The organism is uncultured Paracoccus sp., assembly GCF_947487305.1.
GTDB lineage: Bacteria > Pseudomonadota > Alphaproteobacteria > Rhodobacterales > Rhodobacteraceae > Paracoccus.
Map to the genome: position 1 here is coordinate 39,808 of NZ_CANKWH010000008.1, position 21,384 is coordinate 61,191.

Consider the following 21,384-nt stretch of genomic DNA (forward strand, 5'->3'; position numbering starts at 1 on the left):
GCCTGTCGGTTACTGCTGTGATTGTTCGTTGACCGGCAGTCTAGCGAATGTGATTCGGGTTGAATAGGGCGCGAGGACAGCGCGAGGCGGCGCGCTCAGCCCTCGCCGTCCTCGGCACCGGAACAGCCTTCGAAAAACGGATCCATCTGGGCGATGATGACCGAGTTTTCGGCCAGCGCCCGATCCATCAGCGCGCGTTCCTCGTCGGGAATCTCGTGCCCCTCGGCCAGCCGATCCTCGATCGAGCCATAGCCGGTCACTTCGAGCGGCGCGAGATCGGCCTGTTTCAGGATCGCCACCGTCTCGCGCACCGCTTCGGCCTGATCCTTGCCCGAGGCATAACAGACCAGCGCCGCCCCGGTCGCGCCATCGGGCAGCCCGTCGCCCGTCTTGCGGCCGACCTCGACCAGCAGGGTGTAAACCTTCATCGCATGTCCTTTCCGGCGGCAGATTATCCTTGCCTCACCATGCCGCGACCCGCTTTGCAAGGGGTTTTCGTCCCCCGCCGGGATCGCTAGCCTCGGCCGCAGACAGAAGGAGAGCGGGGCATGAGCAAGAGCCTGGCACGGGTCAAGGCGGCACTGGAGGCGGCGGGGGCGCCGGTCGAGGTGCTGGAGATGACCGAAAGCACGCGCACCGCTGAAGAGGCGGCGCGGGCGGCGGGATGCGCGGTCGACCAGATCGCCAAGTCGATCATCTTTCGCGGCGAGGACACCGGCCATGTCGTCCTGTTCCTGACCGCCGGCGGAAACCGCGTCGATCCGGCCAAGGCCACGGCGGTCGCTGGCCAGCCGCTTGGCAAGGCCGATGCGGACCTGATTCGTGCCGAGACCGGCTTTGCCATTGGCGGCGTTGCGCCGGTGGGGCATCTCAATCCAGTAACCGCCTATTTCGACCCGCGCCTTTCCGACTTTGCCACGGTCTGGGCGGCGGCGGGTACGCCGCGCCATATCTTTGCCATCGACCCCGAGACGCTGCTGTCGATCACCGGCGCAGAGGTCGCCGATTTCACCGGTTAAGCATTCCCGCCATGGCAGGTGACAAGCGGTGATGATCCTGTGCTAACCTGAACCCGCTCACTGTGGAGAATCCGATGATTCAGCCCAGAATGACCCTGAACGACGGCAATTTCATGCCGCAGCTTGGCGTTGGCGTCTGGCAGGTGCCCGAGGCCGATACCGCCCGCGTGGTCCGCGATGCCCTTGCCATCGGCTATCGCCTGTTCGATGGCGCCGCCGCCTACAAGAACGAGACCGGGCTGGGCGAGGGGCTGCGCCAGACCGGGGTGCTGCGCGATCAGCTGTTCGTCACCTCGAAACTGTGGAACAGCGATCACGGCCATGACGCGGCGCTGCGGGCCTGCGAGGCGAGCCTTGACCGGCTGGGGCTGGACTATATGGATCTCTACCTGATCCACTGGCCGGTGCCGGCGGCGGATCTTTATGTCGACAGCTGGCGGGCGCTGATCCGGCTGAAGGAGGAGGGCCGGGTTCGCTCGATCGGCGTGGCGAACTTTCACGAAGCGCATCTGCGCCGGCTGATCGATGAAACCGGCGTCACCCCGGCGGTGAACCAGATCGAACTGCATCCGACCCTGACGCAGACCGAGCTGCGCCAGACCGACCGGTCCCTCGGCATCGTTACGCAAAGCTGGTCGCCCTTGGGGCGCGGCGATCTGGACCTGCCCGAATTGCGCACTATTGCCGAGCAGCACGGCTGCACCCCGGCGCAGGTGGTGCTGCGCTGGCATCTGCAAAACGATTTGTCGGTGATCCCGAAGTCGGTCAGCGCCGAGCGGCTGGCCGAAAACTTCCATGCGCTGGATGTCGAACTGTCCGGCGCGGACATGGCGGTTCTCGACGGGCTGGACCGTGGCCATCGCACTGGCCCTGATCCCGATACTTTCGATATGCGCTGAGCCTCAACGCCCGAGCAGCGCGTGGGTCAGCGGGCTTTCGGGATCGCTCAAGCCCTCGATCACGTCGAAATGGTGACGTCCGGGATCGATGACGAACTCGGTCGCCGTGCCGAGCCCGGCCCAGATATCGGCAATCAGCCGCGACTGGCGCAGGAATTCGGGCCGCTCGGCCCCGCCGACCCATGCGGTAAGCGGAATGCCGGGGCGCGGGGTCAGCAGCGCGGGGCCTTCCGCCATCGCCTCGGCCAGATCCAGATGCAGCGTCGCGTTCATCGCCGTGCGCATCAGCGGGCGCAGATCGAAAAGGCCCGAGATCGGCACACAGCGCACTACCCGCGCCGCGATCTCGTCGGGAAGGGTGCCATCGTCGCAGATCATCCGCGCCGCCAGATGCCCGCCCGCCGAATGGCCGGTGAGCGCGATGGGGCCGGGAATGCAGGCGGCGGCCTCGGTCACTGCGCGGGCGACATGGGCAGTGATCTCGGCAATGCGGACAGTGGGCGTCAGCGGATAGCCGGGCAGGGCGACGGCCCAGCCCCGGGCCAGCGGACCGGCGGCCAGGTGCGACCAGAAGCTTGGGTTGGAATGCAGCCAGTAGCCGCCATGGATGAAAACGGCGAGGCCCTGAGGCTCGCCTTCGGGCAGGAAAATCTGGCCCATACCCAACGGCTCGATCCGCGCGCTATCGCGAAAGGCCGCCGCCGCCGCCGCGAAGCGGTCGGGATAGGTTTCGCCCTGCGGGATATGGATGGTATTGGCATAGGCGTCGTCCCAGTCAGTGACCTGATACAGCATGATTTCTTCCCCTTTCACCCAGCAGACCCGGCTGATAGCGTCGGGTCAAGGGGGACCAGCCATGACCGATTTCAACCGCACACGCGCGGCCTTTCACCTGCCCGAAGGTGTGACCTATCTGGACGGCAATTCGCTGGGTCCGATGCCTCTGGCGGCGCGGGATCGCGTGGCCCGGATGATGCAGGACGAATGGGCCGAAGAACTGATCCGGGGCTGGAACAGCGCCGGCTGGTATGAACAGCCCCGCCGCGTCGGCGACCGGGTCGCGCGGCTGGTCGGCGCGGGGCCGGGGCAGGTGGTCATGGGCGACACGCTGTCGATCAAGGTGTTCCAGGCGGTCAGCGCCGCCCGCGCGCTGCGCCCCGACCGCCGGGTGATCATGTCCGACAGCGGCAATTTCCCCTCGGACCTTTACGTGGCCGAAGGGCTGGCCCGCGCGGTCCGGGCCGAGTTGCGGGTGGTCGAGCCCGAGGCCGTGGCCGATGCCATCGGCCCCGATCTGGCGGTGCTGATGATCACCGAGGTCGATTACCGCACCGGCCGCCGTCACGACATGGCAGGTCTGACCGCGCGGGCACATGAGGCCGGCGCGCTGACGGTCTGGGATCTGGCACATTCGGCGGGGGCAGTGGATGTGGACCTTTTGGGTGCAGATGCCGATTTCGCCGTCGGTTGCACCTACAAATACCTGAATGGCGGGCCGGGGGCGCCGGCCTTCATCTGGACCCATCCCCGCCATGCCGAGGCGGCCGCGCCGATCCTGCAGGGCTGGATGGGCCATGCCGCACCCTTTGCCTTTGATCTGGGCTATCGCCCCGCGCCGGGGATCGAACGGATGCGGGTCGGCACGCCGCCGGTCATCGCCATGACCGCGCTCGATGCGGCGCTGGATGTCTGGGAGGGCGTCGCGCTGGCCGATCTGCGCGCGCGCTCGATCGAGCTGACCGAGGCCTTCATCGCCGGGGCCGAGGCGAATTGTCCGGGCATCACGCTGAACTCGCCCCGCGATCCGGCGATGCGTGGCTCGCAGGTGGGCTTCCGCCATCCGCAGGCCTATGCGGTGATGCAGGCGCTGATTGCCGAGGGGGTGATCGGCGATTTCCGTGCGCCCGACGTGCTGCGCTTTGGCTTTGCGCCGCTCTATAACGGACCCGATGACGTGGCCCGGGCGGTCGATGTTCTGGCGCGGCTTCTGCGTGACGGATCATGGGATCGGCCCGAATTTCATCGCAAGGCCGCCGTGACCTGAGTCCGTGACCTGACGTCAGTGCGTCTTTCCAACGGCGGACGAATCCGGCAAGCTGTCGGATGGTTGTTTCATGAGGCCGGCAATGATGCGCAAACTGTTGTCGACGCTACTGTTTTCCACTGCGATTTCTGCGTCTCCTGCTTTGGCTGAACAGCCCCTTGCGGTGGAATTCGTGCCGGTGCGCGGCACCGAGCTGACCTTTGACTCCTCGCTGACCGGAACGCTGGAGGCCAAGGACACGGTGGATCTCGGCTTCCGTCAGGGTGGCCGCGTCGTTGAAATCATGGTGGACGAGGGCGACCGGGTCAGCGCCGGGCAGGCGCTGGCGCGGACCGATCCGGTGCAGCAGGATCAGGCGCTGTCGGTGGCCGAGGCCAGTCTTTCGGCCGCCGAGGCGACGAGGGCGCAGGCGCAACAGGCTTTTGACCGCGCGCAGGCGATGCTGGATCGCGGCGTCGGCACCCGCGCCTCGCGCGATCAGGCACAACAGGCGCTGTCGCAGGCCGATGGCGCGGTGACGCGCTCGCAGTCGCAGGCCGATCAGGCCCGCCGCGCGGTCGAGGATACGGTGATCCGCGCGCCCGAGGATTCGATCGTGACGACCCGCAATGCCGATCCGGGCCAGATCGTCGGGGCGGCGCAGGTGGTGCTGTCGCTCGCCGTGCTCGGCGGCTTCGAGGCGGTGTTCCAGACCCCGGACATGCCCAACCTGGACAAGGCCATGGGCGCGCAGGTGGAGCTGGAACCGCTGGACGTGGATGCGCCCGACATGGTTGGCCATGTGACCGAGATCGCGCCGCTGGTCGATCCGCAGACCGGCACTGTCACCGTGCGCGCCCGCGTCGATGGTGCGCCGACCGATACGCGGCTGCTCGGTGCGGCAGTGCGCGGCACAGTCAGCTTCCCGGCGGGCGCGGCGATCACCGTGCCCTGGACCGCGCTGACCCGCGACGGGGCGGCACCGGCGGTCTGGCTCATTGGCGAGGACGGGCGGGTTGCCATCCAGCCCGTCGAGATCGAACGCTTCACCAATGGCGATGTCTATCTAAAAAGCGGCGTCGAGGAGGGGCAGACCGTGGTCGGTGCCGGCTCGCAGATGCTCTATCCCGGCCGCGAGGTCGTCGATGCGACGGCGGCGGTGGACGCGGAAGCCCAAGCGGAGGCTGGCGAATGACTTCCCTCAGGACGCTGGCGCTTGCCGCCCTCTGCCTATCGCTGGCCGGTCCCGGCCATGCCTTCGAACTGCCCTGGCAGAGGACCGAGGAGCCGGCGGTCGAGGGGCCGCCGCGTCCGGTCGTCAGCGTCATCGTGTCGGACAGTGACATCAAGGCGCGCTCGGTCCCGGGCGTGGTGACGGCGCGCAATCAGGTGACGCTGGCCTTCCAGACGCTGGGGCGGCTGGTGCTGCGCAATGTCGAGCTGGGCGATGACGTGAAGGCGGGCGATGTGCTGGCCGAACTGGACCCCGACGATCTGGCCGATAATGTCAGTGCCGCCGGTGCCGCCGCAGAGGCGGCAGAGGTTCAGCTGTCAACGGCTCAGGCTACGGCCGAGCGGACGCGGGCGCTGGCCGCGCGCAATGTCGCCTCGACCGCGCAGCTTGAACAGGCCGAACAGGCGCTGGCCGCTGCCGAGGCGGCGGTGGAACAGACCCGGTCGGAACTGATCCGGGCGCGGGATGCCGAGGGCTTTGCCCAGATGACCGCGCCCTTCGATGGGGTCATCAGCGATGTCTTTGCCAATCCCGGCGCGGTGCTGAATGCCGGCGAGCCGGTGGTGCAGCTCTCGGCCGAGGATAGCCGCGAGGCGGTGATCGATCTGCCCGAAGCCGCGCTGTCGGAGCTGGATGACAGCGCCGTCTTTACCGTCTGGCAGGACAATGACCCCGCCACCGAGACCCGCGCCACCGTCGACCGGATCGAGCCCTTGGCCGACAGCGCGACCCGCACCCGGCGGGTGCATCTATCGCTCGACTCAGGCCATCACCTGCGGCTCGGCTCGCTGATCCGGGCGCGGCTGGCGGGCGAGACCGACATCGCCATGACCCTGTCCGAGAAGGCGGTCTTTGACCACGAGGGCAAACCCCATGTCTGGCGCGTGACCCGCGACGGCGACAGCGCCACGGTGGCCCTGACCCCGGTCGTCACCGGGGCGGCGCTGCAGGGCGAGGTCTTCATCAACGAGGGGCTGGATCAGGGCGATGAGGTTGTCGTGCGTGGCGTCCATTCGCTGAGCGAGGGCCAGCAGGTCGGCCGGAGGATCGCGCCATGAACCGCTTCAACCTGTCGGACTGGGCGCTGAGCCATCGCAGCTTTGTCTGGTTCCTGCTGATCATCTCGATGATCGCGGGCACGATCAGCTATCTCAATCTCGGCCGCGAGGAAGACCCGAACTTCACCATCAAGACGATGATCATCGGCGCGGCGCTGCCCGGCGCCACCATCGATGAGACGCTGAAGCAGGTGACAACCCGGATCGAGACCAAGCTGGAAGAGCTGGACGAGCTGAAATTCACCCGCTCGGTCACTTCGCCCGGCCAGTCGGTCGTCTATGTCGAGCTGCTGCCGACGATCCGCGGCCCGCATGTGCCCGAGGTCTGGAAGCGCGTGCGGCAGATGATGTCGGATATCCGGCCCGAATTCCCGCAGGAATTCGCCGGCTTCCAGTTCAACGACAATTTCGGGGACGTCTATGGCAACATCTATGCCTTCACCACGGATGGATTCAGCCAGCGCGAGTTGCGCGACCGGGTCGAGACCATCCGCAAGCAGGTGGCGGCGCTGCCGGCGGCGGGCAAGACCGAGCTTCTGGGCGTGCAGAAAGAGGAAATCTATCTCGAATTCTCGACCACGCGGCTGGCGGCGCTGGGGCTGAACCAGCAGCAGGTGATGGCGACGCTGGCCAGCCAGAACGCCATCGCGCCCTCGGGCGTGATCCAGGCCGGGCCCGAGCGGGTGCTGGTTCGCGTGGGCGGGCAGTTTGTCGATGCCGACACCATCGCGGCGGTGAACCTGCGGGTGGGCGACCGCTTCTTCAACCTGGCCGATGTCGCCACCGTGCGGCGCGGCTATCAGGACCCGCCGGAATCGCTGTTCCGCTATAACGCTCAGCCGGCCATCGGCCTGCAGATCGGCATGCGCGGCGGCGAGAACATCCAGAAATTCGGCGAGGAGCTGGATGCGCTGATGCAGGGCATCGCCGCCGACCTGCCCATCGGCATCGAGATGGCGAAATTCGCCGACCAGCCGCATGTGGTGAAAGAGGCGGTGGGCCATTTCATACAGGCGCTCGCCGAGGCCGTGGGTATCGTGCTGATCGTCAGCTTCATCAGCCTGGGCGTCCGGGCCGGGCTGGTGGTGACGCTGACCATTCCGCTGGTGCTGGCGATCACCTTCGTCGTACTCGATCTTTACGGCATCACCCTGCAGCGCATCTCGCTTGGCGCGCTGATCATCGCGCTTGGGCTTCTGGTCGATGATGCGATGATCGCCATCGAGACGATGATCTCGCGGCTGGAACTGGGCGAGAACCGACGGCAGGCCGCCAGCTATGCCTGGACCTCGATTGCCTTCCCGATGCTCTCGGGCACGCTGGTTACGGTGGCGGGGTTCATTCCCATCGGGCTGAACAGCTCGGCCGCCGGTGAATTCACCTTTTCGCTTTTCGTGGTCATCGCGGTCTCGCTGTTGGTGTCCTGGATCGTCGCGGTGCTGTTCGCGCCGATCCTCGGCGTCACCTTCCTGCCCAAGACGCTCCATCACGACACCGCCCGCGCGGGACTGCTGCGCCGCGGCTTCCGCCGGCTGCTGCTGCTGGCGATGCGTTTCAAATGGCTGACCATCGCCCTGACCTTCGCGCTTTTCGCCTTCTCGGTCTGGAGCATGCGCTTTGTCGAGCAGCAGTTCTTCCCGACCTCGGACCGGACCGAGGTGATCGTCGATATCGGCGAGCGGCAGAACGCCTCGATCGCCAAGACCCGCGCCGATATGGACCTGCTCGAATCGCATCTGCAGGGTGACGAGGATGCGCTGTTCTGGACCTCCTATGTCGGGCGCGGCGCGCCGCGTTTCGTGCTGTCGATGGAGGTGCCGACGTCCGGGCCGCATATGGGCCAGATCGTCATCCAGACCCCGGACCTCGAGGCGCGGGACCGGCTGAAGGCCAAGCTGAACAGCATCGCCGCCAAGGATCTGATCGGCACCGATGTCTATGTGAAGAATCTCGAGATCGGCCCGCCGGTCGGCAAGCCGGTGCAGTATCGCGTCAGCTCGCCCGATATCGACGAGTCGCGAGATGCCGCGCGCGGGCTGGCCGCCGTTCTGGCGACCGAGCCGCGCCTGCAGGGGATCGCGCTCGACTGGAACGAGCCGGCGCGGGTGGTGCGGCTGATCGTCAATCAGGACAAGGCCCGGCAACTGGGCGTGACCAGCCAGGACATTGCCGGCGCGCTGCAGGCGCTGTTCTCGGGCCAGACCGTCACCCAGCTGCGCGACGATATCTTCCTGATCGACATCATCGCGCGGGGCGACGAAGAGGACCGTGGTTCGCTTGATTCGATCCGCAACCTGCAGCTGGCGACGGGGGCGGGGGCGCATATCCCGCTGGCGACGCTGGCGACGTTGGAATACGAGACCGAACAGCCGCTCATCATGCAGCGCGACGGCCTGCCCACGGTCACGGTGAAGGCCGCGATCTCGACCAAGGACCAGCCTGCGACGCTGGTCGACGCATTGGCCGGTCGGGTGGCCGAGTATCAGGCCGGGCTGCCGGCTCAGGTTAGGGTGGTGGTCGGCGGCACGGTCGAGACCTCGGGCGAAAGCCAGGAGCCGATTGCCGCCGTGGTGCCGGTGATGATCCTGATCATGGCGCTGCTGGTCATGGCGCAGATGCAGAGCTTCCGCCTGTCGCTGATCGTCTTTGCCGCCGCGCCGCTGGGGCTGATCGGTGTCGTCGCGGTGCTGGTCCCCTTCGGCGTGCCGATGGGCTTCGTGGCGATCCTGGGGATCCTGGCGCTGATCGGCATCCTGATCCGCAACTCGATCATCCTTGTCCACGAGGTTCAGGCGCTCTTGGCCAAGGGGATGACCGCATGGGAAGCCGTCTATGAGGGCGCCGACAGCCGCGCCCGGCCGATCCTTCTGACGGCGGCGGCGGCCTCGCTGGCGCTGATCCCGATCTCGCGTCAGGTCTTCTGGGGGCCGATGGCCTTCTCGATGATGGGCGGCATCATCGCCGGTACGCTGGTCACGCTGGTCTTCGTGCCGGCGCTTTACTGCGCGGTGTTCGGGGTGAAGCCGCCGAAAAAGGGCGAGCCTGCGACCGCCGCCGCCTGACCGGCGGACCCGGCCCGGGAGGAAGGGCGAAGCCCGCCCGGGCCAGCGCCTGCGCGTCCCGGCGGCTGGCGCTTTGGTGACGCTGATCCCGCTTTCGGGCAGAAGAGGGGGTTGGCACCATAAAGTGCGTCGGCGCAGCGTGGCAGCGCAATCCCACGGACAGGCGCTCGCCCTCCGCCGCGCTTGGCCTCAGCCCATCTCGGGGAAGAACTTGTTCCCGGGCGAAAGCGTGAAGATCTCGAAGCCCGTCGCGGTCACGCCGATCGAATGTTCGAACTGCGCCGACAGCGACTTGTCGCGGGTGACGGCGGTCCAGTCATCGGCGAGGATCTTGGTGTCCGGGCGGCCCAGGTTGATCATCGGCTCGATGGTGAAGAACATGCCCTCTTCCAGCGTCGGGCCTTTGCCCGCACGGCCGAAATGCAGCACGTTCGGCGGCGCGTGGAACACCCGGCCAAGGCCGTGGCCGCAGAAATCGCGCACCACCGACATGCGGTGCTTCTCGGCATGGGTCTGGATGGCGGCGCCGATATCGCCGAAAGTATTGCCGGGCTTCACCGCCTCGATCCCGTACATCAGCGAATCATGTGTGACCTGGATCAGCCGCTGCGCCTTGATCGGCGCGCGACCGGCGACATACATGCGGCTCGAATCTCCATACCAGCCGTCGATGATGACCGTCACGTCGATGTTCAGGATGTCGCCATCCGCCAGCACCTTCTCGCCGGGGATGCCGTGGCAGACGACATGGTTCACGCTGATGCAGCTGGCGTGCTGATAGCCGCGATAGCCGATGGTGGCACTGACCGCGCCTTCCTCTTCCACCCGGTTGCGGATGAAATCGTCCAGCACGCCGGTCGTCACGCCCGGCTCGACCAGTGCGCCGACCTCGTCAAGGATCTGCGCGGCCAGCCGGCCTGCCTTGTGCATGCCGGCGAAATCCTCGGCCAGGTGGATGCGGATGCCCTCGCGGGTGATGCGTCCTTCGTTCATCGCTCAAACCTTTCGCTTCACGCCTAGATAGCGATGCAAGGCGGGTTGTTCCAGCCCTGCGGCCCGGCGTAAAAGACCCCAGAGCCATGCCAAGGAGCCGAGGATGCAATCCGACAATCCCACAGCCGCAATTCTGGTCATCGGCGACGAGATCCTGTCGGGCCGCACGCGCGAGGGCAATGCCCATCATCTGGCGCAGGTGCTGAACGCCACCGGCTTCGATCTGCGCGAGATCCGGGTGGTTTCGGACGATCAGGATCAGATCGTGGCGGCGGTGCGGGCCTTGGACAGCAGCCTTGGCGGTGCCTATGACCTGCTGTTCACCAGCGGAGGCATCGGCCCGACCCATGACGACATCACCGCCGATGCGGTGGCCGCCGCGCATGGCTCCACGGTCGAGGTCAGTCCGGATGCCCGCGCGCTGCTGCAGGCCCGCTGCGACCGCATGGGGGTGGAACTGACCCCGAACCGGCTGCGCATGGCCCGCATCCCGGTCGGTGCCACGCTGATCGACAATGCCGTTTCCGCCGCGCCGGGCTTTTCCATCGGGCATACCCACGTCATGGCCGGCGTCCCCGAGGTCTTCCGCGCCATGGTCGACTGGCTGATCCCGCGCCTTGCCGGTGGCCGGCCGGTGCAGTCGCTCTCGGTGGAAGTGCGGCGCGGGGAAAGCGACGTGGCCGAGGGTCTGACCGAGATCGCGGCGGCCTTCCCCGATCTCTCGCTCGGCTCCTATCCCTTCCGCGACAAGGACGTCTGGGGCACGCATCTGGTGGTGCGCGGCCTTGATGGCGCGCGTGTGGCCGAGGCCATGGGGGCGCTGAAACGGCGGCTGTCGCTGTGATGGACGCCGCGCTGTCCGAGGCTTTCGAGACCACCTGGCCCGCCGAAGACTATGCCGATGCTGGCGGATTCCGCGTCGGCCGCGCGCGGGGCGCCGGCGGGCGTGTAAACTCGGCCCGTGTCTCGGGTGACTGGGTGGATGCCGATATCGACGCCGCCATTGCCGTCATGCGCGACTCGGGCCAGCAGCTGGTCTTTCGCGTGCTGGACGGCGATGAGCGTCTACAGGCCGCGCTGACGGCGCGCGGTTGCCGCCGCGAGAACCCGACGGCGATCATGGCCGCGCCGATCGCCCGGCTGACCGATCGCGAGCTGCCGCCCGTCACGGCCTTTGCCATCTGGCCGCCCATGGCGATCCAGCGCGACATCTGGGCGGCGGGCAATATCAAGGCGGCGCGCCAGCAGGTGATGCTGCGCGTGCCCGAGCCTCGGACCTCGATCCTTGGCCGGATCAAGGACCGCGCGGCGGGGGCGGGCTTCGCGGCGATCCATGGCGATGTGGCGATGGTCCACGCGCTCGAGGTGCTGCCCGACTGGCGGCGGCTGGGGCTGGCCGGCTGGATGATGCGGCAGGCGGCCTTCTGGGCGGCCGAACACGGCGCGACCCGGATCGGGCTGGCGGTCAGCCGGGGGAATACCGGCGCGGTGTCGCTGTATCGTGCGATGGGCTTCGACGAGATCGCCGGCTATGCCTATTACGAGGGCTGAGCCCGCCCTGTTCGCGCTGGCGCTTGATGGTGGCGGCTCGGGTTGCCGGGCGCTGCTGGTCGATCCGGCGGGGCAGGTCATCGGACGCGGTGAAGGTGGCCCGGCCAATGTCAATTCGGACCGGCAGGGGGCGCTGACGGCGATCCTCGCGGCCTGTGATCAGGCGCTGGCGGGTCGCGCCGAACCGGGGCAGGTTGCCGCCGTGCTGGGGTTGGCGGGCGCGGAAGTTTCGGGCGCGCGGGACTGGCTGGCGCCGCACCTGCCGTTCGGCCGGGTGCAGGTCGTGCAGGACGCGGTGACGGCGACCATGGGGGCGCTTGCGGGTGCGGACGGGATTGTCGCGGCGATCGGCACCGGCTCGGTTTTTTCGCGGCAGAGCGGCGGCGAGACCACCGTCATTGGCGGGCGTGGGCCGATCCTTGGCGATCAGGCCAGCGGCAACTGGTTGGGGCGGCAACTGCTGGCCCATGCGCTGGAAGCCGCAGACGGGCTGCATCCGGTGACGCCGCTGGTGGCCGATCTGCTGGCGCGGATGGGCGGCATCAGCGGCATCATCACCTTCGCCGCGACGGCCCGCGCCGCCGATTTCGCCGGCCATGCGCCGCAACTGATGGAACGCGCCGATGATCCGGCGGCGGTTGCGGTTCTGAGCCGGGCCGATGCGAGCATCGCCGCCTTCATCGACCACCTGCAGCCGGAAACCCCGCTGCCCGTCGCCTTCAGCGGCGGCCTTGGCGCGGGTTTCGCCAGGCGGCTGGCCGGTCGCTGGCCGATCCTTGATCCCAAGGGCAGCCCGCTCGATGGAGCGCTGCTGATGGCGCGAGATCTGGCCGGTCATTAGATCCCGGCCGGCCCTGTCTCACAGATCTGTCCGCAATTCCCAGAGATCGGGGAACAGCACCACGTCCAGCATCCGGCGCAGATAGCTGACCCCCGAGGTGCCGCCCGAACCACGCTTGAAGCCGATGATGCGCTCGACCGTGGTGACATGGTTGAAGCGCCAGCGGCGGAAGTAATCCTCGAAATCGACCAGCTTCTCGGCCAGCTCGTAAAGCTCCCAATAGGTACCGGGATTGCGATAGACCTCGGCCCAGGCCGCGCGGGCCTTGGGGTCGGGCTGATGCGGCTGATCCAGCTTCTCGCGCGGGGGCACGTCAAAGCCTGCCGCCGCCAGCCGCGCCAGCACCGTGTCGTAAAGCGAGGGCCGCTCCACTTCCGCCAGCAAGGGCGCGACCAGTTCGGGCCGATGCTCGTGCGGGCGGACCATCGCCATGTTGCGGTTGCCGGCAACGAATTCGATCATCCGGTATTGCTGCGACTGGAAACCGCTGCTTTCACCAAGGGATTGCCGGAACTCGGTATATTCGCTTGGGGTCATGGTGCGCAGCACATCCCATGCGGAATTCAGCTGCTCCATGATCCGGGCCACGCGGGTCAGCATCTTGAAGGCCGGCTGCAGATCGCCTGCCGCGATCCGGCCGCGTGCCGCCCCCATCTCGTGCAGCGCCAGCTTCATCCAGAGCTCGCTGGTCTGGTGCTGAACGATGAACAGCATCTCGTCATGGGCCTGCGACAGCGGGTGCTGCGCGGTCAGGATGGCGTCGAGCCCAAGGTAATCGCCATAGGACATGCGGTCCTTGAAGGACATGCGGGCACCTTCGCCCTCGGGGTCATAGCTCATGGTTTCAACCTGAATCGCTGGATCTTGCCGGTCTGGGTTTTGGGAAGGGCGTCGGTAAAGACCAGACTGCGGGGATATTTGTAGGGCGCGATGACCGCCTTGCAATGGGCCTGCAGCCGTTGCCGCGTGGCCTCGTCGGGCGCGACCCCTTGGGCCAGCACAACATGCGCCTGCACGATCTGGCCGCGATCCGCGTCCGCCACGCCGATCACCGCGCATTCCAGCACGTCGTCATGCGCCAGAAGCGCGGCCTCGACATCCGGCCCGGCGATGTTGTAGCCACCCGACAGGATGATGTCGTCCGACCGCGCGGCGAAATGGAACCGCCCGTCCTCGTCCTGCCAGAAGGTGTCGCCGGTGATGTTCCAGCCGTTCTGAACATACTCGCCCTGCCGCGCGTCGTTCAGATAGCGGCAGCCGGTCGGCCCGATCACCGCCAGCCGTCCCGGCTCGCCCTGCGGCAGGTCGCGGCCCGCCTCGTCGACGATCTTGGCGCGATAGCCGCCGACCGGGCGGCCGGTGCAGCCGGGATGGCTGTCATCGAAGCGGTTGGTGATGAAGATATGCAGCAGCTCGGTCGAGCCGATCCCGTCCAGCATCGGCTTGCCGGTCTTCTGCCGCCATTCCTCCCAGACCGGGGCCGGCAGGGTCTCGCCGGCGCTGACGGCGGCGCGCAGGCTGCTGAGGTCCGCCCCTTCCTCCATCGCCCTGAGCATCACCCGGTATGCGGTCGGCGCGGTAAAACAGATGGTCGCCCGATGGGTCTGGATGATCTCGATCATGTTCGGCGGCGAGGCGTTTTCCAGAAGCACCGCCGAGGCCCCGAAGCGCAGCGGAAACACAGCCATCCCGCCCAGCCCGAAGGTGAAGGCGAGGGGGGGCGAGCCGACAAAGACATCATCGGGCCGGACCCCCAGAACCTCGCGGGCATAGCCATCGGCGATGATCAGCAGGTCGCGGTGGAAATGCATCGTGGCCTTCGGCTCGCCGGTAGTGCCGCTGGTGAAGCCCAGAAGCGCCACATCATCGCGCCCGGTCCTGACAGCATCGAACCGCACCGGCTTGGTCAGCGCCGCACGGTCCAGTTCGGCATCGTGATTGGCGGTGCCATCGAAGCCTACCACGGTCTTGAGGAAGGCCGAATCCTTGGCGGCCGCCACCAACTCGTCCATCAGCCGCGTGTCGCACAGCGCATGGGTCACTTCGGCCTTGTCGATGATCTTGCCCAACTCGCCCGCGCGCAGCATCGGCATGGTGTTGACCACCACCGCCCCCGCCTTGGTCGCCGCCAGCCAGCAGGCCACCATCGCCGGATTGTTGGCCGAGCGGATCAGCACCCGGTTGCCGGGTTTCACCCCGTAATCCTCGACAAGAGCATGGGCCAGCCGGTTGGTCCAGTCGGTGAGTTCCTTGTACGTCCTCGCCCGTCCATTGCCGATCAGCGCGTTCCGGTCGCCAAAGCCGTGATCGACCATGCGGTCGGTCAGTTCGGCGCCGATGTTCAGCCAGTCGGGATAGTCAAAGCCCGACAAATCGATTTGCGGCCAGTCAGCGACGTCGGGCAGGTTGTCGCGCGCGAAGCTGTCCTGATGTCCGCTCGGTCCCAGATGTTGCATCTCTTGCTCCTCCCAAAGCGGTCAGTCGGGGATCACGGCGGTGGCCTCGATCTCGACCTTGGCGCGGTCCTCGACCAATGCTGCCACCTGCACCAGCGCCATGGCCGGATAATGCCGCCCGATCACCTCGCGATAGGCCGCGCCCACCTCGCGCAGCGCAGCGAGATAGTCGTGCTTGTCGGTCACATACCAGGTCAGCCGGACCAGATGCTCCGGCCCGGCGCCACCCTCGGCCAGCACGGCCACGATGTTTTCCAGAACCTGCCGCACCTGCAGGGCGAAATCATCGGTCTGGAACTGCTGGTCGGCATCCCAGCCAACCAGCCCGCCGGTAAAGATCATCCGCCCGCGGGCCGAAATGCCATTGGCATAGCCCACGGCGCGCTTCCAGCTGGCGGGGTGCAGGGCATCATGCATGATAGGCCTCCAGTTTCGCCCGGAACGCCTCGGGCCAGGGCGAGGGGGTGAAATCGCGTTCCATCCAGACGACGGTGCTGCGTGCCTCGATCCGGTCCTCGGCCCGGACCAGAAAGCGCGCGCTGCTGCGGCCCAGATGCTCGACCGCCAGCGTCCAGATCAGCCGGTCGCCAAGCCGCGAGGGCTTGCGGAAATCGACCTCCAGCCGGGCGGTCGGCATCCCTTGCCCCGCCGCCATCATCTCGGCAAAGGAATAGCCGAGCACATCGATGAAATAATTTTCCACCATGTGATTCACCATCTCGGCATAGCGCGGATAGAAGACGATCCCCGCCGGGTCGCAATGACAGAATTCGATCGGGATGGTGCGGGTATAGATCATCAGTCTCCCCCCATGACGGAACGGGCAATGACCAGCTTCTGCACGTCGCTGGCCCCTTCATAGATGCGTAGCGCGCGGATCTCGCGGTAGAGGCTTTCGACCGCCATCCCGACCCGGACGCCATCACCACCAAACAATTGCACCGCCTGATCGATCACCTCTTGCGCAGCCTCGGTGGCGTAAAGCTTGGCCATCGCCGCCTCGCGGGTGATGCGCGGCGCGCCCTTATCCTTGGTCCATGCCGCGCGATAAACCAGCAGCGCCGCCGCATCGACCTTCAGCGCCATGTCGGCAATATGGCCCTGAACCATCTGCAACTCGGCCATCGGCGCGCCGAAAAGCTGCCTCTCGCGGACCCGCGCCAGCGCCTCATCGAGGGCCCGGCGGGCAAAGCCCAGAGCGGCGGCACCGACGGTCGGACGGAAATGATCGAGCACCGTCATGGCCACGCGGAAGCCGCCCCCGGCCGTGCCGATCAGCGCGCTTTCGGGCAGGCGCAGATCGGTCAGCCGCAGATGGGCCAAGGGATGCGGTGCCATGACCTCGATGCGGCTCAGCACCTCCAGCCCCGGCCTGTCGGCGGGCAGCAGGAAGGCCGACAGGCCCTTCGCCCCCGGCGCCTCGCCCGTGCGGGCAAAGATCACGTAGAGATCGGCGATGCCACCATTGGAGATATAGGTCTTTTCGCCGTTCAACACCCAGTCGCTGCCCTCGCGGACGGCCGTGGTCGCCGTCCGCGCCACATCTGACCCCGATCCCGGCTCGGTCAGCGCGAAGGCCGAGATCGCCTCGCCCGCCCGGGTCCGATCCAGCCATTGCCGTTGTTCGGGCGTGCCGAACAGCGTCACCGCGCCCATGCCAAGCCCCTGCATGGCAAAGGCGAAATCCGCCAGCCCGTCATGGCGCGCCAGCGTCTCGCGGATCAGGCAGAGGCTGCGGATATCCAGCGCCTCGCCACCGGAATGGCGCAGCCAGCCGCCCGCGCCAAGCGCCCGCACCAACCCGCGGCAGGCCGCATCCACATCCGCGTGATCGACCGGCAGGTTTGCCGAGGCCCACGTATCCAGCGCCGCCGCCAATTCGCGATGGCGATCTTCGAAAAACGGCCAGTCCAGAAAGCTTCTATCCATTCACCTGGTCCAAATATCCCGGGGTCCGGGGCAGCGCCCCGGTCCGTCAGTTGCCCTCGAAAACCGGCGTTTCCTTCGCCACGAAAGCCCGATAGGCGCGTTCGAAATCGCGGGTCTGCATGCAGATGGCCTGCGCCTGCGCCTCGGACTCGATCGCCTGATCCAGTCCCATGTTCCATTCCTGGTTCAGCTGGGTCTTGGTGATGCCATGCGCCCAGGTTGGCCCCGCCGCAATGGCCCGCGCCAGATCCATCGCCGCCGCCTCGACATCCTCATGCAGGCTGTTCCAGAAGCCCCAGCGCTCGCCCTCTTCGGCGCGCAGCACCCGGCCGGTATAAAGGAGGTCCGCCGCCCGGCCCTGACCGACAATGCGCGGCAGCATGGCGCAGGCGCCCATGTCACAGCCCGCCAGCCCGACCTTGGTGAACAGGAACGCGGCCTTGGCCGAAGGCGTGGCCAGCCGCAGGTCGCTGGCCATGGCCATGATCGCGCCGGCACCGACACAGATGCCCTCGACCGCCGCGATCACCGGCTTGCCGCAATGGATCATCGCCTTGACCAGTTCCCCGGTCATGCGGGTGAAGGCCAGCAGCTCGGGCATCTCCATCGCGACCAGCGGGCCGATGATCTCGTGCACATCGCCGCCCGAGCTGAAATTGCCGCCATTGCTGGCCAGCACCACCACATCGACATCGCTGGCATGGGCCAGATCGCGGAAGGTTCGGCCCAGTTCGGCGTAACTCTCGAAGGTCAGCGGGTTCTTGCGCTCGGGCCGGTTCAGTCGGATCACGGCGATGCGGTCGGACACGCTCCACAGGAAATGCTGCGGGCTGAGGCCCGCCATCTGGATCGGTTTCATGTTGCCTTTCCTGCGCGGGTCAGGATCTCGCGCATGGTGTCTAGATCGTTGTCGCTCAGCCGTTCGAAGATCGCATCCACCTCGGCCTCGTGGCCTGTGGCCATGGCCTCGAAACTGGTCAGCCCCGCCGGGGTCAGGCGCACGCGGATGCGGCGGCGGTCGCCATCTTCTGCCTCGCGCCGGGCAAGGCCGTCGGCTTCCAGCCGATCGACGACGGCGGTGGCATTGCCGTTCGAGACGAGCAGCATCCGCGACAGTTCCGACATGGTCACGCCGTCGCGCCGCCGCCACAAGGCGGCCATCACGTCGAAGCGGGGCAGGGTGGTCGCATGTTCGCGGCGCAGATAGTCGCGCAGGTGGTTCTCGGCCCCCCGGGTCACGCCCAAGAGGCGGATCCACAGCTTCAGCCGGCGCTTCGACAGATCGCTCATGCGCTTTCGCCCCCGTCGAGGGAGATCGCCTGACCGTTGACGCTGGCCGCCGCCGGCGAGGCCAGCCAAAGCGCCGCCGCCGTCACCTCGGCGGGCGGGATCAGCCGGCCCTGCGGGTTCTTCCCGGCCAGTGCGGCAATCGCCTCGTCGCGCGACCGGCCGGTTTTCTCCATGATATTGGCGATGCTGCGCCCGGTCATCTCGGTATCGAGATAGCCGGGGCAAATGGCATTGGCGGTGATCCCCTTCTTCGCCACTTCCAGCGCCAGCGAGCGCACCAGTCCCATGACCCCGTGCTTGCTGGCCGCATAGGGCGCGGCATAGGCCGCCCCGCGCAGCCCGGTGATCGAGCAGATGGCGATCAGCCGCCCGCCTTTGCCCATCTGTGCCAGACCGTGCTGGAAGGTCAGGAAGACGCCGGTCAGGTTGGTGGCGATCATCCGGTTCCAATGCTCCATCGTCACCTTGCGGAAGGGCGCGGCCTCGGCCATGCCGGCATTGGCGATGACGATCTGGCAGGGGCCGGCCTCGCGGAACATCGCCGCGATGCTGTCCGGGTCGGTGACATCACCCTGAACCGCGCGGATCGGCCCTGCTGCCACATCAGAGAGCCGGTCAAGGCGGCGGCCGGTGATGACCACCTCATGCCCCGCGCCGGCAAAGGCGCGGGCCATGTCGGCGCCGGTGCCCGATCCGCCGCCGGTGATGAGAACGCGGCTCATGCCCGGATCGCCTCGGCTTCGCGCTCGGCCAGCCGCCGCGCCTGATCGCGCCCGGCGAGGTAGGGCAGGGGCCACGCGGTCGCCGCATCCCCCAGCGTCGTGGCCGCGTGCAGTGTCCAGTAGGGGTCGTTCAGATGCGGCCGGGCGAGGCAGACCAGATCGGCGCGGCCCGCCATCAGGATGCCGTTCACATGGTCGGGTTCATAGATATTGCCGACGGCCATTGTGGCGATGCCGGCCTCGTTCCGGATGCGGTCGGAAAACGGTGTCTGGAACATCCGCCCATAGACCGGTCGCCCCTCGACGCTCGTCTGCCCGGCCGAGACGTCGATGATATCGGCCCCGGCCTCGCGGAACATCCGGGCGATGCTGACCGCCTCTTCCGGGGTGACGCCATGATCGCCGACCCAGTCGCAGGCGCTGATCCGGACCGACATGGGTTTCTCTGCCGGCCATGCCGCGCGCATGGCTGAGAATACCTCCAGCGGATAGCGCATCCGGTTCTCCAGCGAGCTACCGAACTCGTCCGTCCGCTGGTTCGAGAGCGGCGAGATGAAGCTGGAGATCAGATAGCCATGGGCCGCGTGCAGCTCCACCATGTCAAAGCCCGCACGCGCCGCCATCCGGGTTGCCGCGACAAACTGGTCGCGGACCTCCTCCATCTGCGCGCGGGTCATCGCCTCGGGGACGGCATTGCGATCCGACCACGGGATCGCCGAGGCCGAGAGCAGGGGCCAGTTGCCGTCCGGAAGCGGCTGATCCATCCCCTCCCACCCGATCCGGGTCGAGCCCTTGCGCCCCGAATGGCCGATCTGGCAGCAGATCTTCGCGTCGGTTTCCTGATGCACGAAATCGACGATCTCGCGCCAGGCCGCCTCGTGCTCCGGCGCATAGAGCCCGGGGCAGCCCGGGGTGATCCGGCCCTCGGGCGAGACGCAGGTCATCTCGGTATAGACGAGGCCCGCACCGCCCTTGGCGCGTTCGCCGTAATGCACCAGATGCCAGTTCGTCGGCTTGCCATCGATGGCCTTGTATTGCGCCATGGGCGAGACAACGATGCGGTTCTTCAGCCGGACCCCGCCCAGCTGATAGGGCGCGAACATCGGCGCGCGGCCGGGCTGGCCGCCGGCCTGTTCCTGAAACCAGTCCTCGGCGCGGCGCACCCAAAGGGGATCACGCAGGCGCAGGTTCTCGTGGCTGATCCGCTGGCTGCGGGTCAGCAGCGAATAGGTGAACTGGATCGGGTCGAGGTCGAAATAGCGTTCGACCTGCTCGAACCATTCAAGGCTGTTGCGTGCCGCCGATTGCAGGCGCAGCACCTCGAGCCGGCGTTCCTCCTGATAGCGTTCGAAGGCCTGTTCCAGCGTTGGCTCGCTTTGCAGGTAGTCGGCCAGCGCGATGGCGCTGTCAAAGGCCAGCCGGGTGCCCGAGCCGATCGAGAAATGCCCGGTCGCCGCCGCATCGCCCATCAGCACGACATTGCCGTCATACCAGCGTTCGCAGATCACCCGTGGAAAATTCATCCACACCGCCGAGCCGCGCAGATGGGCGGCGTTCGACATCAGGGAATGACCGCCCAGATGACCCGCGAAGACCTCGCGGCAGGTCTCGACGATCTCGTCCTTGCTCATGCCCTCGAAGCCGAAATTCTCCCATGTCTGCTGGCTGCATTCGACGATGAAGGTCGCGGTCTCGTCGTCGAACTGATAGACATGCGCCCAGACCCAGCCATGCCGGGTCTTCTCGAAGATGAAGGTGAAGGCGTCGTTGAATTTCTGGTTGGTGCCCAGCCAGACGAACTTCGCCAGCCGCATGTCGATATCGGGCTTGAAGACATCCGCATATTCGCGCCGCACGGTGCTGTTCAGCCCGTCCGAGGCGACGACCAGATCATAGTCGCTGCGATAATCCTCGGCGGCGCGGAATTCGGTCTCGAAGCGCATCTCGACGCCCAGCTCGGCTGCGCGGGCCTGCAGAATGGTCAGCATCTTCTTGCGGCCGATGCCGGCGAATCCATGGCCGCCTGAAACGGCGCGATGGCCGTCGCGGATCACCGCGATATCGTCCCAGTAGATGAAGTTCTCGCGGATCGCATCGGTGGATTGCGGGTCGTTCCGCTGCATCCGATCCAGCGCGTCATCCGACAGCACGACGCCCCAGCCGAAGGTGTCATTGGCGCGGTTGCGCTCGATCACCGTCACCTGATGCGACGGGTCGCGCAGCTTCATCGAGATGGCGAAATAAAGACCCGCAGGCCCGCCGCCGAGGCAGAGAATCTTCATGCCGGTGCTCCCCCTTGTCGGGTCA

Annotated in this window: 21 protein-coding genes; 9 read left to right on the plus strand and 12 right to left on the minus strand. The window is 67.0% G+C overall.

Annotation, left to right across the window (positions count from 1 at the left end; all coding sequences use genetic code 11):
• Positions 1 to 95 precede the first annotated feature (95 nt).
• Positions 96 to 428, minus strand: a complete 333-nt coding sequence (locus Q1A36_RS11325; protein WP_299843725.1) for a hypothetical protein — start codon at positions 426 to 428, stop codon at positions 96 to 98.
• A 120-nt stretch (positions 429 to 548) separates the two neighbouring features.
• Here Q1A36_RS11325 and Q1A36_RS11330 point away from each other — a divergent pair, with 120 nt between their 5' ends.
• Together Q1A36_RS11330 and Q1A36_RS11335 are read left to right on the plus strand one after the other, a co-directional pair.
• Entirely contained in the window at positions 549 to 1,019 is a 471-nt protein-coding gene (locus Q1A36_RS11330; RefSeq protein WP_299843728.1) for a YbaK/EbsC family protein, read from the plus strand.
• 74 nt (positions 1,020 to 1,093) lie between these two features.
• Complete coding sequence (locus tag Q1A36_RS11335) at positions 1,094 to 1,918, plus strand: aldo/keto reductase (protein WP_299843731.1); 825 nt, start codon at positions 1,094 to 1,096, stop codon at positions 1,916 to 1,918.
• Positions 1,919 to 1,921: 3 nt separating this feature from the next.
• Here the strand turns inward: Q1A36_RS11335 and Q1A36_RS11340 are convergent, their stop codons facing one another.
• Entirely contained in the window at positions 1,922 to 2,713 is a 792-nt protein-coding gene (locus Q1A36_RS11340) for an alpha/beta hydrolase (protein WP_299843733.1), read from the minus strand.
• Between the two features lie 61 nt (positions 2,714 to 2,774).
• Between Q1A36_RS11340 and kynU the strand changes: the two genes are divergently transcribed.
• From kynU to Q1A36_RS11360, 4 genes are all read left to right on the plus strand, one after another.
• A complete protein-coding gene (gene kynU, locus Q1A36_RS11345; RefSeq protein ID WP_299843736.1) occupies positions 2,775 to 3,962 on the plus strand; it encodes a kynureninase in 1,188 nt (395 codons plus the stop codon).
• 142 nt (positions 3,963 to 4,104) lie between these two features.
• Positions 4,105 to 5,136 carry an efflux RND transporter periplasmic adaptor subunit gene (locus tag Q1A36_RS11350; protein ID WP_299843739.1) on the plus strand — a complete coding sequence of 344 codons (1,032 nt, stop codon included), beginning with the start codon at positions 4,105 to 4,107 and terminating at the stop codon, positions 5,134 to 5,136.
• The gene (locus Q1A36_RS11355) at positions 5,133 to 6,233 is read left to right on the plus strand and encodes an efflux RND transporter periplasmic adaptor subunit (RefSeq protein ID WP_299843741.1); all 1,101 of its coding nucleotides are present in this window, start codon (positions 5,133 to 5,135) and stop codon (positions 6,231 to 6,233) included. Before Q1A36_RS11350 ends, Q1A36_RS11355 begins: the two co-directional genes overlap by 4 nt.
• Complete coding sequence (locus Q1A36_RS11360) at positions 6,230 to 9,295, plus strand: efflux RND transporter permease subunit (protein WP_299843745.1); 3,066 nt, start codon at positions 6,230 to 6,232, stop codon at positions 9,293 to 9,295. Before Q1A36_RS11355 ends, Q1A36_RS11360 begins: the two co-directional genes overlap by 4 nt.
• 189 nt (positions 9,296 to 9,484) lie before the next feature.
• Here Q1A36_RS11360 and map read toward each other — a convergent pair whose 3' ends face one another.
• A complete protein-coding gene (map, locus tag Q1A36_RS11365) occupies positions 9,485 to 10,288 on the minus strand; it encodes a type I methionyl aminopeptidase (RefSeq protein WP_299843750.1) in 804 nt (267 codons plus the stop codon).
• Between the two features lie 103 nt (positions 10,289 to 10,391).
• On the opposite strand from map, the gene Q1A36_RS11370 reads away from it, so the two are divergent.
• From Q1A36_RS11370 to Q1A36_RS11380, 3 genes are read left to right on the plus strand one after another with little or no spacing between them, the layout of a single operon-like run.
• The gene (locus Q1A36_RS11370) at positions 10,392 to 11,132 is read left to right on the plus strand and encodes a molybdopterin-binding protein (RefSeq protein ID WP_299843752.1); all 741 of its coding nucleotides are present in this window, start codon (positions 10,392 to 10,394) and stop codon (positions 11,130 to 11,132) included.
• Positions 11,132 to 11,839 (plus strand): GNAT family N-acetyltransferase, encoded by a 708-nt coding sequence (locus Q1A36_RS11375; RefSeq protein WP_299843754.1) that lies wholly within the window; start codon positions 11,132 to 11,134, stop codon positions 11,837 to 11,839. The genes Q1A36_RS11370 and Q1A36_RS11375 overlap by 1 nt, the downstream gene beginning before the upstream one ends.
• On the plus strand, positions 11,820 to 12,680 hold the full coding sequence (locus Q1A36_RS11380) for a BadF/BadG/BcrA/BcrD ATPase family protein (protein ID WP_299843756.1): 861 nt from the start codon (positions 11,820 to 11,822) through the stop codon (positions 12,678 to 12,680). Before Q1A36_RS11375 ends, Q1A36_RS11380 begins: the two co-directional genes overlap by 20 nt.
• Before the next feature lie 18 nt (positions 12,681 to 12,698).
• On the opposite strand, the gene kynA is transcribed toward Q1A36_RS11380, so the two are convergent.
• The 9 genes from kynA to Q1A36_RS11425 are packed head-to-tail and all read right to left on the minus strand — an operon-like array spanning position 12,699 to position 21,359.
• Entirely contained in the window at positions 12,699 to 13,520 is an 822-nt protein-coding gene (gene kynA, locus Q1A36_RS11385) for a tryptophan 2,3-dioxygenase (RefSeq protein WP_299843758.1), read from the minus strand.
• Positions 13,517 to 15,136 (minus strand): AMP-binding protein, encoded by a 1,620-nt coding sequence (locus tag Q1A36_RS11390; RefSeq protein WP_299843760.1) that lies wholly within the window; start codon positions 15,134 to 15,136, stop codon positions 13,517 to 13,519. The genes kynA and Q1A36_RS11390 overlap by 4 nt, the downstream gene beginning before the upstream one ends.
• A 21-nt stretch (positions 15,137 to 15,157) precedes the next feature.
• Positions 15,158 to 15,553, minus strand: a complete 396-nt coding sequence (locus tag Q1A36_RS11395) for a RidA family protein (RefSeq protein WP_299843762.1) — start codon at positions 15,551 to 15,553, stop codon at positions 15,158 to 15,160.
• Complete coding sequence (locus Q1A36_RS11400) at positions 15,546 to 15,935, minus strand: acyl-CoA thioesterase (protein WP_299843764.1); 390 nt, start codon at positions 15,933 to 15,935, stop codon at positions 15,546 to 15,548. Before Q1A36_RS11400 ends, Q1A36_RS11395 begins: the two co-directional genes overlap by 8 nt.
• Positions 15,935 to 17,065: an acyl-CoA dehydrogenase family protein gene (locus Q1A36_RS11405; protein ID WP_299843765.1), complete on the minus strand. Its 1,131-nt coding sequence runs from the start codon at positions 17,063 to 17,065 to the stop codon at positions 15,935 to 15,937. The genes Q1A36_RS11400 and Q1A36_RS11405 overlap by 1 nt, the downstream gene beginning before the upstream one ends.
• A 46-nt stretch (positions 17,066 to 17,111) precedes the next feature.
• Positions 17,112 to 17,924, minus strand: a complete 813-nt coding sequence (locus Q1A36_RS11410; protein ID WP_299843767.1) for an enoyl-CoA hydratase family protein — start codon at positions 17,922 to 17,924, stop codon at positions 17,112 to 17,114.
• Complete coding sequence (locus Q1A36_RS11415) at positions 17,921 to 18,355, minus strand: MarR family transcriptional regulator (RefSeq protein WP_299843769.1); 435 nt, start codon at positions 18,353 to 18,355, stop codon at positions 17,921 to 17,923. The genes Q1A36_RS11410 and Q1A36_RS11415 overlap by 4 nt, the downstream gene beginning before the upstream one ends.
• Positions 18,352 to 19,077 carry an SDR family oxidoreductase gene (locus tag Q1A36_RS11420; protein WP_299843771.1) on the minus strand — a complete coding sequence of 242 codons (726 nt, stop codon included), beginning with the start codon at positions 19,075 to 19,077 and terminating at the stop codon, positions 18,352 to 18,354. The genes Q1A36_RS11415 and Q1A36_RS11420 overlap by 4 nt, the downstream gene beginning before the upstream one ends.
• Positions 19,074 to 21,359, minus strand: a complete 2,286-nt coding sequence (locus Q1A36_RS11425) for a bifunctional salicylyl-CoA 5-hydroxylase/oxidoreductase (RefSeq protein ID WP_299843773.1) — start codon at positions 21,357 to 21,359, stop codon at positions 19,074 to 19,076. Before Q1A36_RS11425 ends, Q1A36_RS11420 begins: the two co-directional genes overlap by 4 nt.
• Between the last annotated feature and the right edge of the window lie 25 nt (positions 21,360 to 21,384).